General features: G+C 38.9%; 11 protein-coding genes. 7 read left to right on the top strand and 4 right to left on the bottom strand.

The window, feature by feature from the left end; all coding sequences use genetic code 11:
- Positions 1–8: 8 nt before the first annotated feature.
- Positions 9–866, top strand: a complete 858-nt coding sequence (locus GQR39_RS07675) for a Dam family site-specific DNA-(adenine-N6)-methyltransferase (RefSeq protein ID WP_007586285.1) — start codon at positions 9–11, stop codon at positions 864–866.
- On the opposite strand, the gene GQR39_RS07680 is transcribed toward GQR39_RS07675, so the two are convergent.
- Both GQR39_RS07680 and GQR39_RS07685 read right to left on the bottom strand, forming a co-directional pair.
- Positions 823–1,008: a DUF2970 domain-containing protein gene (locus GQR39_RS07680; protein ID WP_007586286.1), complete on the bottom strand. Its 186-nt coding sequence runs from the start codon at positions 1,006–1,008 to the stop codon at positions 823–825. The two genes, GQR39_RS07675 and GQR39_RS07680, sit on opposite strands and share 44 nt — an antisense overlap.
- A 3-nt stretch (positions 1,009–1,011) precedes the next feature.
- Positions 1,012–1,314 (bottom strand): hypothetical protein, encoded by a 303-nt coding sequence (locus tag GQR39_RS07685; protein WP_007586287.1) that lies wholly within the window; start codon positions 1,312–1,314, stop codon positions 1,012–1,014.
- Between the two features lie 161 nt (positions 1,315–1,475).
- On the opposite strand from GQR39_RS07685, the gene rpe reads away from it, so the two are divergent.
- Genes rpe through trpS form a run of 3 tightly spaced genes read left to right on the top strand, consistent with a single transcriptional unit; the run spans position 1,476 to position 3,861 of the window.
- Entirely contained in the window at positions 1,476–2,159 is a 684-nt protein-coding gene (rpe, locus tag GQR39_RS07690; RefSeq protein WP_007586288.1) for a ribulose-phosphate 3-epimerase, read from the top strand.
- Complete coding sequence (locus GQR39_RS07695; RefSeq protein ID WP_165735272.1) at positions 2,159–2,824, top strand: phosphoglycolate phosphatase; 666 nt, start codon at positions 2,159–2,161, stop codon at positions 2,822–2,824. Before rpe ends, GQR39_RS07695 begins: the two co-directional genes overlap by 1 nt.
- A 32-nt stretch (positions 2,825–2,856) precedes the next feature.
- Positions 2,857–3,861, top strand: coding sequence for a tryptophan--tRNA ligase (trpS, locus tag GQR39_RS07700; protein WP_024589884.1), 1,005 nt, complete (start codon positions 2,857–2,859; stop codon positions 3,859–3,861).
- 154 nt (positions 3,862–4,015) lie between these two features.
- Here trpS and uvrA read toward each other — a convergent pair whose 3' ends face one another.
- Positions 4,016–6,841, bottom strand: a complete 2,826-nt coding sequence (uvrA, locus tag GQR39_RS07705; RefSeq protein ID WP_165735273.1) for an excinuclease ABC subunit UvrA — start codon at positions 6,839–6,841, stop codon at positions 4,016–4,018.
- Between the two features lie 162 nt (positions 6,842–7,003).
- On the opposite strand from uvrA, the gene GQR39_RS07710 reads away from it, so the two are divergent.
- The 3 genes from GQR39_RS07710 (at position 7,004) to GQR39_RS07720 (ending at position 12,088) form a co-directional block, all read left to right on the top strand.
- Positions 7,004–8,371, top strand: a complete 1,368-nt coding sequence (locus GQR39_RS07710; RefSeq protein ID WP_010553785.1) for an MFS transporter — start codon at positions 7,004–7,006, stop codon at positions 8,369–8,371.
- 20 nt (positions 8,372–8,391) lie between these two features.
- Positions 8,392–9,114 (top strand): single-stranded DNA-binding protein, encoded by a 723-nt coding sequence (ssb, locus tag GQR39_RS07715; protein ID WP_007586300.1) that lies wholly within the window; start codon positions 8,392–8,394, stop codon positions 9,112–9,114.
- Positions 9,115–9,358: 244 nt separating this feature from the next.
- A complete protein-coding gene (locus tag GQR39_RS07720) occupies positions 9,359–12,088 on the top strand; it encodes a response regulator (protein WP_165735274.1) in 2,730 nt (909 codons plus the stop codon).
- Between the two features lie 228 nt (positions 12,089–12,316).
- On the opposite strand, the gene pntB is transcribed toward GQR39_RS07720, so the two are convergent.
- Positions 12,317–13,711, bottom strand: a complete 1,395-nt coding sequence (pntB, locus tag GQR39_RS07725) for a Re/Si-specific NAD(P)(+) transhydrogenase subunit beta (RefSeq protein ID WP_024589878.1) — start codon at positions 13,709–13,711, stop codon at positions 12,317–12,319.
- Positions 13,712–13,721: the final 10 nt, after the last annotated feature.

The following is a 13,721-nucleotide window of genomic DNA, read 5'->3' on the forward strand; positions in this document are numbered from 1 at the left end:
AAGAGCCAATGCAGCAAAAGAGTAGAGCCTTCCTTAAATGGGCCGGCGGAAAATACAGCCTAGTTGAAAATATTAATGCGCGATTAAACCAAGCTAGCAAGCATGCTGATACGTTGGTTGAACCTTTTGTTGGTGCAGGCTCTGTGTTTTTAAATAGTGACTTTAAACACTATATTCTCAACGATATAAATGCAGACTTAATTAACTTATACAAAGAGCTAAAAAGCTCTCCAGATGAGCTGATTAGTGACGCTAAAAAGTTATTTGTAGATTTGAATAATCACGCAGATGCTTATTACGAATATCGTGTGCAGTTTAATCAAAGTCGTGATGTATATGAACGTTCAATATTGTTTTTATACATGAACCGCCATGGTTACAACGGACTCTGTAGGTATAATTTAAAAGGTATTTTTAATGTGCCTTTTGGTAAATATAAAAAGCCTTACTTTCCTGAAAAAGAAATGTATTTTTTTGCTGAAAAAGCACAAAAAGCAACCTTTACCTGTTTAGATTACGATGATGTTTTTAAGTTAGTGCCTAACAATGCAGTTATTTATTGCGACCCACCTTATGTACCATTAAGTAAAACCGCTTCTTTTACGTCTTACGCTAAAGGGGGGTTTAATTTAGATGATCAGGCTAATTTGGCTAATCTGGCTGAGAAGGCTGCCTTTGAAAATGATACACCAGTGCTTATCTCTAATCACGATACCGTATGGACTCGAAAAATTTATAGCCAAGCATCACTTGACCAAATTCAAGTAAAGCGCACTATTAGCCCCAAAGGTGGCTCTAGAAATAAAGTTGACGAGTTGATGGCTATGTATTTAGCACCCAAGCAACCACAGCGTAAATTGCGATAACAAAAGCAATAAATAGTACAACCGCAATTAGGATGATAGAGACAGGAGAGTGTTGTTTAAAATCGACTTGGCGTTTATTTTCAGATTGAACACCAAAAAATGCTGCTAGCACACTTTGCAACGCACTAAAAAATTGCAGCATTATTTAAAATAAAGGTTTTAAAGATGGAGTGTTTTTAGAATCATCAGAGCTAGTAAGTAGCTCTAGTAAATCGAGGTAATGAAACTGAGCACTACGGCTATCGCCAGTTAACCACGAAAACCACGATGACTCTTCTTCAGCTTTAATACACGTGATTGTAGTTAATGTGTTTTGAGCACTTACCACTTGTGTATTATGACAATTACCCACTGAGCTTAATTCTTGCTCAGAGCTTGAATCAAAGCTAAACGCCCCGATAAGCAGTAATGCCGACGCAATTAATATCCCAGTTTTAAAAGCACGCATGATGAAATCCAATAATTTGTTACTTTTTTAATCATAGCAAATATTGATTAAATATCAAACTTAAAGTTACCTGAAATAGGGGCTATTACGCCATATTACTTGGGTAACATCTTCAATTAAGTTACATTAACGCAATACACTATTTATTGATGGAGTTAATCATGTTTAACCCAGAGCAAAAATATTTAATAGCCCCTTCTATTTTGTCTGCTGATTTTGCAAAACTAGGCGAAGATGTTGATAAAGTACTCGAAGCGGGCGCTGACGTGGTTCACTTTGATGTAATGGATAATCACTATGTACCTAATCTCACAATTGGTCCTATGGTGTGTAAAGCACTCAGAGATTACGGCATTACAGCACCTATCGACGTACATTTAATGGTTAAGCCTGTAGATAGTCTTATTCCATTGTTTGCAGAGGCTGGCGCATCAATTATTACTTTTCATCCAGAAGCCAGTGAGCACGTCGATCGTACAATACAGTTAATAAAAGATCACGGCTGTAAAGCAGGCTTAGTGTTTAACCCTGCTACAAGCTTAAGTTATTTAGATCATGTTATTGATAAGCTAGATACCATTTTACTTATGTCGGTTAACCCAGGTTTTGGCGGGCAAAGCTTTATCCCTCATACGCTTGAAAAATTACGCCAAGCTAAGCAACGCATTATTGAATCGGGTCGAGATATTCGCTTAGAGGTTGATGGTGGCATTAAAGTCGATAACATTGCAGCAGCAGCACAAGCAGGCGCTGATATGTTTGTTGCAGGCTCAGCTATTTTTAACCAACCAGATTACAAAGTTGTGATTGATCAAATGCGTGAGCAGCTTGGAAGTGTTAAGTAATGAAATACGATATAGCCTTATTTGATTTAGATGGTACCTTAGTTGATAGCGTTTACGACTTGTATATTGCTATTAACCTAACCTTGAGTGACCTCGCTTTTCCTATTGTTAGCCAACGCTTGGTCGAAAGCTGGGTCGGTAATGGGGTTGAAGTCCTCGTTAAACGCGCTTTGAGTGGTGATATGCAAGTGAGTGAGCATCTAGATGAGTCACTTAGTAGTAAAGCAATATTACAGTTTTATAAGCACTATGAACAACAAGTTGGTGAGTATAGTGTTTTGTACCAACATGTAGAAACCGGGCTTGCAGCACTTCGTGGTATGTCTAAAGCACTAATCACTAATAAGTCTCGAATATTTACAGAAAAACTACTTGATAAACTGGCACTAACGAGTCATTTCGATGTGATTGTATGCGGTGACGATATGGCAAAAAAACCATCGCCAGAGCCATTGCTATTTGCCTGCAAAAAACTAAATGTAGAGCCTAATAAAGCAATAATGATAGGTGATTCTAAAAGCGATATACTTGCAGCTAAAGCCGCTAATATAGATGTAATTGCACTTAGTTATGGCTATAACCAAGGTGAAAATCTTGAGGGTTATAATCCACAGTACCTATGCGATCACTTCTTAGATATAATACCTGTTCTAACGCAGCGTTAAATATTATTAATTAAGCAAAATAAAGGAAAATCATGAGTAAACCAGTAGTTTTAAGCGGCATTCAGCCAACCGGTGGTATGACAATAGGCAACTATGTTGGCGCTATTAACCAGTGGCTAAAGTTACAGGAAGACCACGAAAGTTTCTTTATGTTAGTAGACTTACACGCTATTACGGTTCGCCAAGAGCCTGAATTACTGCGCTCTCGAGTATTGGATGGTATTGCTCTTTACGCGGCATGTGGCATTGATCCTGAAAAATCTGCGTTATTTGTACAATCACAAGTACCTGAACACGCACAGTTAGCGTGGGTATTAAATTGTTACGCGCAAATGGGTGAGCTTAATCGAATGACTCAGTTTAAAGACAAGTCATCTAAGCATGCAAATAACGTAAACGTGGGCTTATTTTCATATCCGGTATTGCAAGCTGCGGATATTTTATTATACCAAGCTGATCAAGTACCCGTTGGTGAAGATCAAAAGCAACACTTAGAGCTGACTCGCGATATAGCCACACGCTTTAATAATTTATACGGCGATGTATTTAAATTACCAGAGCCGTACATCCCTGAGTTTGGTGCACGCGTAATGAGCTTGCAAGACCCACTTAAAAAGATGTCTAAGTCTGACGAAAACCCAAATGGTTACATCATGTTATTAGATGAGCCAAAGCAAATTGTGAAAAAGCTTAAAAAAGCAGTAACTGATTCAGATGAACAAGCACGTATTTATTTTGATCGCACAGAAAAGCCTGGTGTATCAAACTTGCTTACTTTATTGAGTGTTGCAACTAAGCGCTCAATAGAAGACCTAGTTCCTGAGTATGAAGACAAAATGTATGGCCATTTAAAGAAAGATACAGCAGATGCAGTTGTAAACATGATTGAGCCAATTCAAGCTCGCTTTAAAGAGATCAGAGAAGATCAAAACCTACTTAATAGCATAATGAAATCAGGTGCTGAAAAAGCAAGTGTACGAGCTGAGAAAACATTGAAATCGGTATACGATGCGCTTGGTTTTATTCCTCGCGGGTAAGTTTATTAAAATAAAAAAATGCCGCTTGTTAGCGGCATTTTTTATATAATACTGATTAATTGAGTTATATTTTATATAGAAGCTTATTTGCCCGCCACTTTATAACTCTAAAGTACTTAACACCGACTTTCCTTATGGTGGGTAAGCAAAACCTCTATTTACTTAATAGAGGTTTTAGGTAATGCCCAGTATGTGAACGCTCACATTCGGCTACTTCTTCTGGCGTGCCTGCAATGAGTATTTCACCACCGCCAGCTCCGCCTTCAGGTCCTAAATCGATAACCCAATCTGCTGTTTTAATTACATCGAGGTTGTGCTCAATAACAACAATTGTATTGCCGTGATCGCGCAGACGATGAAGTACAACAAGCAGCTGTTCAATATCAGCAAAGTGTAAGCCTGTTGTTGGCTCATCTAATATGTAGAGCGTTTTACCAGTATCACGCTTTGATAGCTCGCGTGCTAATTTTACACGTTGCGCCTCACCACCAGAGAGAGTAGTAGCGGCTTGACCTAAACGAACATACGACAAACCAACGTCCATCAGCGTTTTAAGCTTACGCGCAATAGCCGGTATTTTATCAAAGTAATCATGAGCGTCTTCAACAGTCATCTCAAGCACTTGGTGTATGTTTTTACCTTTGTATTGTACTTCGAGTGTTTCGCGATTATAGCGTTTGCTCTTACATACATCACACGGTACATACACATCAGGTAAAAAGTGCATTTCAACTTTAATTAAGCCGTCACCTTGGCAAGCTTCACAGCGTCCGCCTTTAACGTTAAAGCTAAAGCGACCTACTTTGTAGCCACGTGAGCGCGCTTCTTGTGTACCTGCAAATAACTCACGAATGCCGGTAAATATACCTGTGTAGGTTGCCGGATTTGAACGCGGAGTACGACCAATTGGGCTTTGATCAATATCGATTACTTTATCAAAATGATCTAAACCGCTAATTGATTTATACGGTGCCGCTTCGGCTGTTGTTGCGCCGTTTAGCTCTGTATGAGCAAGTTTAAACAAAGTGTCGTTTATTAACGTTGATTTACCCGAGCCCGATACACCTGTCACACAGGTCATTAAACCAAATGGGATTTTTAAATCCACATTTTTAAGGTTATTACCCGTTGCGCCAAATAGCTCTAGCCATTTGTCGTTCGTTGGGTGACGTTCTTTTGGTATTTCTATTCTACGTACGCCTGATAAAAACTGGCCCGTAACAGACTCTTTGCTTGCTAAAATATCGTCGCGTGTTCCTTGAGCAATAATATGCCCACCATGAACACCCGCGCCTGGGCCAATATCAATAATATGGTCAGCGGCACGAATAGCATCTTCATCGTGCTCTACCACAATAACGGTGTTACCTAAGTCGCGTAAATGGACCAGTGTTTGTAGTAAGCGGTCGTTATCGCGCTGATGTAGCCCAATTGATGGCTCATCTAGTACGTACATTACACCTACAAGGCCTGCACCAATTTGGCTTGCTAAGCGAATACGCTGAGCTTCACCACCTGATAGTGTGTCGGCGCTGCGCTCAAGTGATAAGTAATTTAGGCCAACGTTAATTAAAAACGATAAACGGTCGCGAATTTCTTTTAGTATTTTTTCAGCTATTTGGCCTTTTTGTCCGGTTAGCGTTAACCCTTCAAAAAACTCCATAGCTTCACCAATACTCATACACGTGATTGCAGGTAAGTTGGTTTTTCCAATAAATACATTTCGAGATTCTTCGCGTAAACGCGAGCCATTACAGCTAGGACATGCTTGGCTTGTTTGGTATTTAGCAAGCTCTTCGCGTACTGAGTTTGACTCGGTCTCGCGGTAGCGGCGATTCATGTTATTTAAAACGCCTTCAAACTCATGATTACGCGTAATTAAATCGCCACGGTCGTTACGGTAATTAAACGCAATTTTAGTGCTACCAGAGCCATCTAAAATAATTTTTTTCGAGTCGCTGTCTAAATCTTGATAAGGCACATCTAAATCAAAACTATAATGCTCAGCAACAGCTTGTAGCATTTGATAGTAATAAAAGCTGCGTTTATCCCAGCCTTTAATTGCACCGCCAGCAAGGCTTAACTCTGGGTTATGCACTACGCGATTAGGATCAAAATATTGACGTATACCTAAACCATCACAGGTTTGGCACGCACCAGCAGGGTTATTAAACGAAAACAAACGCGGTTCTAACTCAGTCATTGCATAGCCACAAGTAGGGCAGGCAAAGTTTGCTGAGAATAGAATTTCTTCAGCGCTGCTATCATCCATGTATGCTACATGTGCAACGCCATTAGACATTTCAAGCGCGGTTTCAAACGATTCTGCTAAGCGTTGTTGTAAGCCATCTTTTACTTTAAATCTGTCTACAACAACTTCTATTGTATGTTTTTTATGAAGCTCAAGTGTTGGTGGATCAGACAAATCACATACTTCACCGTCTATACGGGCGCGAATATAACCTTGGCTTGATAGCTGCTCTAATAACTTAACATGCTCACCTTTACGCTCTTTTACTATAGGCGCAAGCAGCATTAATTTACTGCCTTCAGACAGTGCCAAAACAGTATCTACCATTTGACTAACTGTCTGCGCAGCAAGTGGTAAATCATGTGTAGGGCATCGTGGTTCGCCAACGCGGGCAAACATAAGTCGTAAATAATCGTAAATTTCGGTAATAGTACCTACGGTTGAACGCGGGTTATGAGACGTTGACTTTTGCTCAATAGAAATTGCAGGAGAGAGGCCTTCGATGTGATCTACATCAGGCTTTTCCATAAGCGATAAAAATTGTCTTGCATACGCAGAAAGTGATTCAACATACCGGCGTTGTCCTTCTGCATAAAGTGTATCAAATGCAAGTGATGACTTCCCCGAACCAGATAGACCAGTAATAACTATTAATTTATCACGTGGGATGGTTAGGCTGATGTCTTTTAAATTATGCGTACGGGCGCCTCGGACTTCAATGTTTTCCATGCTATCTCGTTTATTACCAAAATTATTTACTCAGTATCGCATAATACGAAGCAATATTAATCCTTGATCAATGAAAAATCCTTACTTATAGGCGATTAATTATTGCCAAGCTTATGGTAGAATCCCAACCTCAATTTTTCATAGAGTAAGATCACGCAGATAATGACCGCATCTTCACTTAATTCACGAGAAAAACGCGCCGCAGTATCGCTGGCGAGTGTGTTTGCATTTAGAATGCTCGGCTTGTTTATGCTGATGCCTGTATTGGCTATTTATGGACAATCGCTTGAAGGTTTTTCGCCTATTTGGATTGGTTTTGCCATTGGTGCGTATGGTTTAACGCAAGCCGTATTGCAAATACCTATGGGTCGATTATCCGATAAGATTGGTCGTAAAAAGGTTATTGTTGGTGGCTTAGTCGTATTTGCTATTGGCTCTGTAGTTGCTGCATTAGCTGACTCTATTCAAATGGTTACCGTAGGCCGCGCTCTACAAGGTATGGGCGCAATAGCCAGTGCGCTACTCGCGTTTGCTTCAGATTTAAGCCGCGATGAGCAACGACCAAAGGTAATGGCCGTTATTGGTATGAGCATAGGAATGAGCTTTGCCTTTGCTATGCTACTTGGGCCAATTGTCGCAGCTTCGTGGGGTATTGCGGGTGTATTTTGGTTGACTGCTATTTTAGCTGTTTTTGGTATATTTATAGTGACTATGCTAGTGCCAAATGCGGTAAATAAAGCGCCCAAAGGCGATACATTAGCAAGCTTTAGCGACATTAAAAAACTAATTAAGCACCCTCAGTTAGCACGATTAAATGCAGGTGTATTGCTATTACACTTAACGCTAACCACAATTTTTGTTGTACTGCCGAGTCAATTAATTAAAGATGGCTTAGTTGCCGACCATCACTGGTATCTATATATTCCAGTGCTATTTTTAGCATTTTTATTAATGGTACCAATAATGATTGTAGCCATTAAAAAAGAGAAAGAAAAACAAGCATTTATTGGCTCAGTAGCCTTGTTAACTATTAGTATGCTAGCAATGTCGGTATGGGTTAATAGTGTAGTAGGCATTGCTGTGTGTATGCTGCTTTATTTTGTGGCGTTTAACTTTTTAGAAGCCACTATGCCTGCGCTTGTATCGCGAATAGCACCTGCAAGCCAAAAAGGTTCAGCAATGGGTGGCTACTCATCTAGTCAGTTTTTAGGCGCCTTTTTAGGCGGTATGTTAGGTGGTTATGTAGCACAAACTACAACGACGCAAGCTGTGTTTGCGGCAGCGGCACTTGTTGGGTTAATATGGCTTATTATTGCGTGGAAAATGCAAGTCCCACCCAAAAGTAAAGTTATTAGTTTAATGACCAAATTAGATTCTGAAGAGCATGCTCAAACACTTGCTTCTCAGTTAGTTGCTTTACCAGGCGTAATAGAAGCAACTGTGGTTCGCGATGAAAGTCGCAGCTATTTAAAGATTAATGATAAAGAATTTGACCTAGACCAAGCACGTAAAGTAGCTGGTTTAATCTAACATTTATAGGAGATGGTTCCATGGCACGCGGTGTGAACAAAGTAATTTTGGTTGGTAATTTAGGGCAAGATCCTGAAGTTCGTTATATGCCTAACGGCAATGGTGTAGCAAATATTACCTTAGCAACTTCGGATAGCTATAAAGATAAAAACACTGGCCAAATGGTTGATAAAACTGAGTGGCATCGTGTTGTGTTCTTTGGCAAATTAGCTGAAATTGTTGGTGAATATTGTCGTAAAGGTTCACAAATTTATGTTGAAGGTAAACTTCAAACACGTAAGTGGACCGATCAACAAGGCCAAGAAAAATACACTACAGAAATAGTTGTAGATGGCTTTACTGGTCAAATGCAAATGTTAGGCGCACGTGGTGGCGATCAGCAAAGTGGTGGTTACCAAGGTAATCAGCCGCAAGGTGGACAACAAGGTGGTGGTTACCAAGGTAATCAGCCGCAAGGTGGTCAACAAAGCGGTGGTTACGGTCAAAATAACCAAGGCCAAGCTGCACAGCAAAGTGGCTATAATCCGCAGCAACAAGCCGCACCAGCAGCACAACCAAAACCGGCTCCAGCACCACAGCAGCAAAGTAATCAATATCAGCCGCAAGGTGGTTATGCACCACAGCAAAAAAGTGCACCACAACAGCAAGGTGGTTTCGCTCCTAAACCACAAAGTGCTCCGCAAGGTGGCGCATCAAACCCAATGGAACCAACCATTGATTTTGACGACGATATCCCTTTTTAGTGTCCCAACCTTTACAGTGTAAAGATGTATTATAAAAAAGCCCCGTTCATACGGGGCTTTTTTATACGAGTTGTGTAGTGAGGGCAACCCAGAACTATCAATGAATATCGTCATTAAGCAATAAAATGAAATAGTATTAGTAAACATGTTAAATTATGGTGATATTTACATTTTATTTAATTGATATATATATCGTTAACACTTACCATTAAAAGACTTTTACCTTGATTACACAATGAGAAACATGAAAACTAATATCTTATTTTTATTTCTTGTTTTTCAATTTGTGAGTCCAATTTCAAACGCTCAACCTTCTTCAAATGTTACTCATGTTTTATTTATAAATTCAACAAACCAAGATATGCCTTGGCACAAAAGTGTTGATTCTGGACTGCGTAAAAAACTTATAGAACGTTCTTTTAGTTATGAACTCTTCGTTGAAAATATGGATGTAAACCGCTTTGATGAAGCAAATCAAAAACAGTTAATGAAGGACTACCTCAAACAAAAATATAAAAATAAGCATATCGATATCATTGTTACTCAGTCTCCTTCTGCAGCAGTACTTTTATCGCAATTAGATGACTTTTTTATAAATGCTCCAAGAATATATTTGGAACCAGGCACTCAATTTAGTTTGCCTAAAAATACTAACGGAGCAGTGATCCAAGCTAAATTAGATTACGCGCAAGCAACAGCAAGCGCTGTTAATTTAATGAAGCCTAAAAAATTAATCGTTATATTAGATACAAAAAACGATATTGGGATAAGCTTTTATCGAGGGCTCTTTTCGGTTATTAACCGTGACTTTTCGTATTTAGGCGTAGAGAAGTGGTTTGATCTTTCAATGCCAGAGCTGCTCACTAAAGTAAAAAATGCGCCAGATGATTCAATTATATTGTTTACTCCCATTTTCAGGCATTACGATAATAAATCCCTTAGCCCTTATCAGCTCGTAGAGCAATTAGCAAAAGCAAGTTCTGCGCCCGTTTTTAGTTATTGGGAGGTACTATTAGGCTCAGGTGTTGTTGGTGGGTATGTGTTGTCGGGTGAAAAAATAGGCGAACGTATTGCCGATTCGATAATTTTATACAATGAAAATAAAAGCCTAAGTGCAATCAGTGGTGAAGGGCTAAGTGTTTACGCTTACGACTGGCGTCAATTAAACAAGTTCGATATAGCTCCACAAAGCTTGCCAGAAAAGTCGAACATATCTTATTACGAGCCAACCTATTTTGAGCAAAATAAAACATTAATTTACAGCGCTACTGCGATTATTTTTATTCTTAGCAGCTTTTTAGTTTTCGTATTGTTTTTAAATCAACGGCGCATTCAACTTTTAAAAGAGCTTGATGAAGAAAAGCAAAGATTAGAGTCTCGCGTTGATCAGCGTACTGAAGAACTGTTGCAAGCCAAAGAAGAGGCCGAAAAGCTGACATCTGCTAAGTCTGAATTTTTAGCAAATATGAGTCATGAAATTAGAACTCCTATGAGTGGGATTATTGGCTTAACCAACATTTTGCTCGAAAAAGGTTTGCCTGGAGAATATGAGCATTATTTAAATAAAATTAAATATTCTTCAGATCAACTCCTTGTAGTTATTAACGATATTTTAGACTTTTCAAAAATTGAGTCTGGAAATATTAACCTTGAGGAATTTCCTTTTTCTGTAAATTCGGTTGTTGACTACATCAAAGCAACTTTTGATGAGCTAGCTCAACGCAAAGGGATTACATTTGATATTGTTATTGGTGAAGAGGTCAAACTCAATTTAATTGGTGATGTAGTTCGAATAAACCAAGTACTGCTAAATTTATGCTCTAATGCAATTAAATTTACTACACAGGGCTTTGTATCGGTATTAATAGAATCAAAAAGATCATTAGCCGATCCTAAGAGTGTTTGTTTGTATTTCATTGTTAAAGATTCAGGTATTGGAATTGCCGAGCAAAGCCTTGTTGATTTATTTGAATCTTTTACTCAAGCTGACAGCTCTACAACCAGGAAGTTTGGCGGCACAGGTTTAGGTTTAACTATAAGTAAGCGTTTATGCCAATCGATGGGTGGGGATATAACGGTAAAAAGTACTCAAGGTGTAGGTAGTGAATTTATAGCTTCGATTAAGGTGAAATTGAATAACCAAGCGTTGATTGATAACACTCCCGACCTAACATTTACTGATTCGTTTGAGGTATTAATTATAGATGATAATGAAGATGATCTTAAGGTAATTGAAAATCAGCTAACGGCTATGGGGCTGGTATGTACGGCCTGTCAATCTGCTAAACAAGCTATTGATATTATTGAACACAATAAAGAGAAATTTAAAGTTATTATTGTCGACTGGGCTATGCCATCAATGAGTAGCGAAACTTTTTTAATACGCATTTTCAATATTAACCCTCAACTTTATAACAACACGATTGTGCTTATAATGAGTGACGAAAGTTTACTTAATAATGCAGCCAAAAAAGTAAGTATAAAAACTATTTTGCAGAAACCTGTATACACGAGTGTTTTGTATGAAGCGATTGAAAGTAAAGTAATAGGCCCTCTCAATGAAGTACCTATAGTAAACACCGTAAGTGAAGCGTCGCTGGCAGGTATAAAAATATTGGTTGTGGAAGATAACTCGATCAATAAACTAATTGTTACAAACATACTAGAGAAGGCTGATGCTCAAATTTACTTGGTTGACAATGGATTAGAATGTATTCAAGCCGTGAAATCACAATCGTACGATATTATTTTGATGGATATTCATATGCCTATTATGGACGGGGTTGAGGCGAGTAAAATTATTCGTAGCGATAGTGACAAAGCAATCGCAAATATTCCAATAATTGCTTTAACAGCTAATGTTATGAAAGATGATATTACACGATACTTATCCATTGGCATGAACGCCCATGTTGCAAAGCCTATTAAAGCGCAAAATCTACGTGAAACTATAATCCGCTGTTTAAATAAATAGCTGAGCCATTAAAGTGATTTAATAATTATATATATCAAATGCCTGTCGTAATATCTCCCGTTGCTTGAGCCTGTTTTGAATAACTTAAAATAGAATTTGACTCAAAGGTTTAATAGGTAGTTTAACTAGTTATAATCACGGCAATTAAGCGGATCTCAAAAATATAAAATCTAAGTAATGCAAAAATAACAAAGCCATGGAATCCTCCACGGCTTTGCAACGTTACTTTTATAGTGCAGCAACAACTTCGACTAACGTGTCTTTGGCATCTCCAAAGAGCATTTGTGTATTATCTTTAAAAAACAATGGATTTTGTACCCCAGCATAACCAGTTGCCATACTGCGCTTTAAAACGATAGACGCTTTACCATGCCAGCATTCAAGTACTGGCATGCCGGCGATAGGGCTATTTGGTTCATCAAGTGCTGACGGGTTTACAATATCGTTTGCACCAATCACAAGTGAAACATCAACTTGTGGAAAATCGTCGTTTACTTCATCCATTTCAAAAACAATGTCGTAAGGAACTTTAGCTTCAGCTAATAATACATTCATTTGTCCAGGCATTCGTCCTGCAACAGGGTGTATTGCAAAGCGCACGTTAATGTCTTTTTCACGTAATTTACTTGTGAGTTCAGAGACTATTTGCTGCGCTTTTGCAACGGCCATTCCGTATCCAGGAATAATCATTACTTCTTTTGCGCTCATGAGCAGCTCTGCTGTTTCGATTGCACTGATTGTTAGTACTTCACCTTGTTCTTGATCCCCTGCAGGTAAAGCTTTTACATTGCTACTACCGAATCCACCGGCAATGACTGATAAAAAATTTCGGTTCATAGCTTTGCACATTATATAGCTCAAAATAGCGCCGCTTGAACCAACTAATGCACCAATTACAATGAGTAAATCGTTATTTAGCATAAAGCCTGTTGCGGCAGCGGCCCAGCCTGAATAACTATTAAGCATAGATATAACAACCGGCATATCGGCACCGCCAATTGCCATCACCATATGAATACCAAAAACTAAAGCAAGCGCTATCATAATAATCAGTGGGAACATGCCGTTACCAACAGCAGACTGCACAACGAATTGCTGCCCAAGCCACGCTACAGCAACTAATAAAACAAGGTTAAATATGTGTCGCCCTGGTAGTGTTAAAGGTTTACTGCCTATTCGACCAGATAATTTACCAAAAGCGGTAATTGAACCTGAAAATGTAATAGCACCAATTAAAACACCTATATAGGTTTCAATATCGTGAATGGTCAAATCAATTCCTGAAAAATGACTAGAAGCATCCGCAAAGTTAGCATACCCAACCATTATAGCCGCGAGTCCGACTAGACTGTGCAAAATAGCAATCAGCTCTGGAATTTCAGTCATTTGCACTCGTTTTGCTACAAGTAAGCCAATACTGCCACCCACTAATAATGCAATCATCAACTCAATATAATTATTGGTAACAACACCTAAAACAGTCGCCAAAAGCGCAATAACCATGCCTGAAATACCATACCAATTACCTTTACGGGCAGTTTCTTGATTGGATAGGCCGTTTAAAGCCAAAATAAAAAGAACCATCGCAGCAATGTATGCCACGGTTACAATACCAGTACTGATCATGACAACC

This window comes from Pseudoalteromonas sp. C8, assembly GCF_011378685.1.
In the GTDB taxonomy this organism is placed as follows: Bacteria; Pseudomonadota; Gammaproteobacteria; order Enterobacterales; family Alteromonadaceae; genus Pseudoalteromonas; species Pseudoalteromonas arctica.

What these genes read in the sequence shown, in the direction of transcription:
- GQR39_RS07680 (WP_007586286.1), bottom strand. Translation starts at nt 1,008, where the DNA reads ATGCTGCAATTTTTTAGTGCGTTGCAAAGTGTGCTAGCAGCATTTTTT.
- GQR39_RS07675 (WP_007586285.1), top strand. Translation starts at nt 9, where the DNA reads ATGCAGCAAAAGAGTAGAGCCTTCCTTAAATGGGCCGGCGGAAAATAC.
- ssb (WP_007586300.1), top strand. Translation starts at nt 8,392, where the DNA reads ATGGCACGCGGTGTGAACAAAGTAATTTTGGTTGGTAATTTAGGGCAA.
- rpe (WP_007586288.1), top strand. Translation starts at nt 1,476, where the DNA reads ATGTTTAACCCAGAGCAAAAATATTTAATAGCCCCTTCTATTTTGTCT.
- GQR39_RS07710 (WP_010553785.1), top strand. Translation starts at nt 7,004, where the DNA reads ATGACCGCATCTTCACTTAATTCACGAGAAAAACGCGCCGCAGTATCG.
- GQR39_RS07720 (WP_165735274.1), top strand. Translation starts at nt 9,359, where the DNA reads ATGAAAACTAATATCTTATTTTTATTTCTTGTTTTTCAATTTGTGAGT.
- GQR39_RS07695 (WP_165735272.1), top strand. Translation starts at nt 2,159, where the DNA reads ATGAAATACGATATAGCCTTATTTGATTTAGATGGTACCTTAGTTGAT.
- uvrA (WP_165735273.1), bottom strand. Translation starts at nt 6,841, where the DNA reads ATGGAAAACATTGAAGTCCGAGGCGCCCGTACGCATAATTTAAAAGAC.
- trpS (WP_024589884.1), top strand. Translation starts at nt 2,857, where the DNA reads ATGAGTAAACCAGTAGTTTTAAGCGGCATTCAGCCAACCGGTGGTATG.
- GQR39_RS07685 (WP_007586287.1), bottom strand. Translation starts at nt 1,314, where the DNA reads ATGCGTGCTTTTAAAACTGGGATATTAATTGCGTCGGCATTACTGCTT.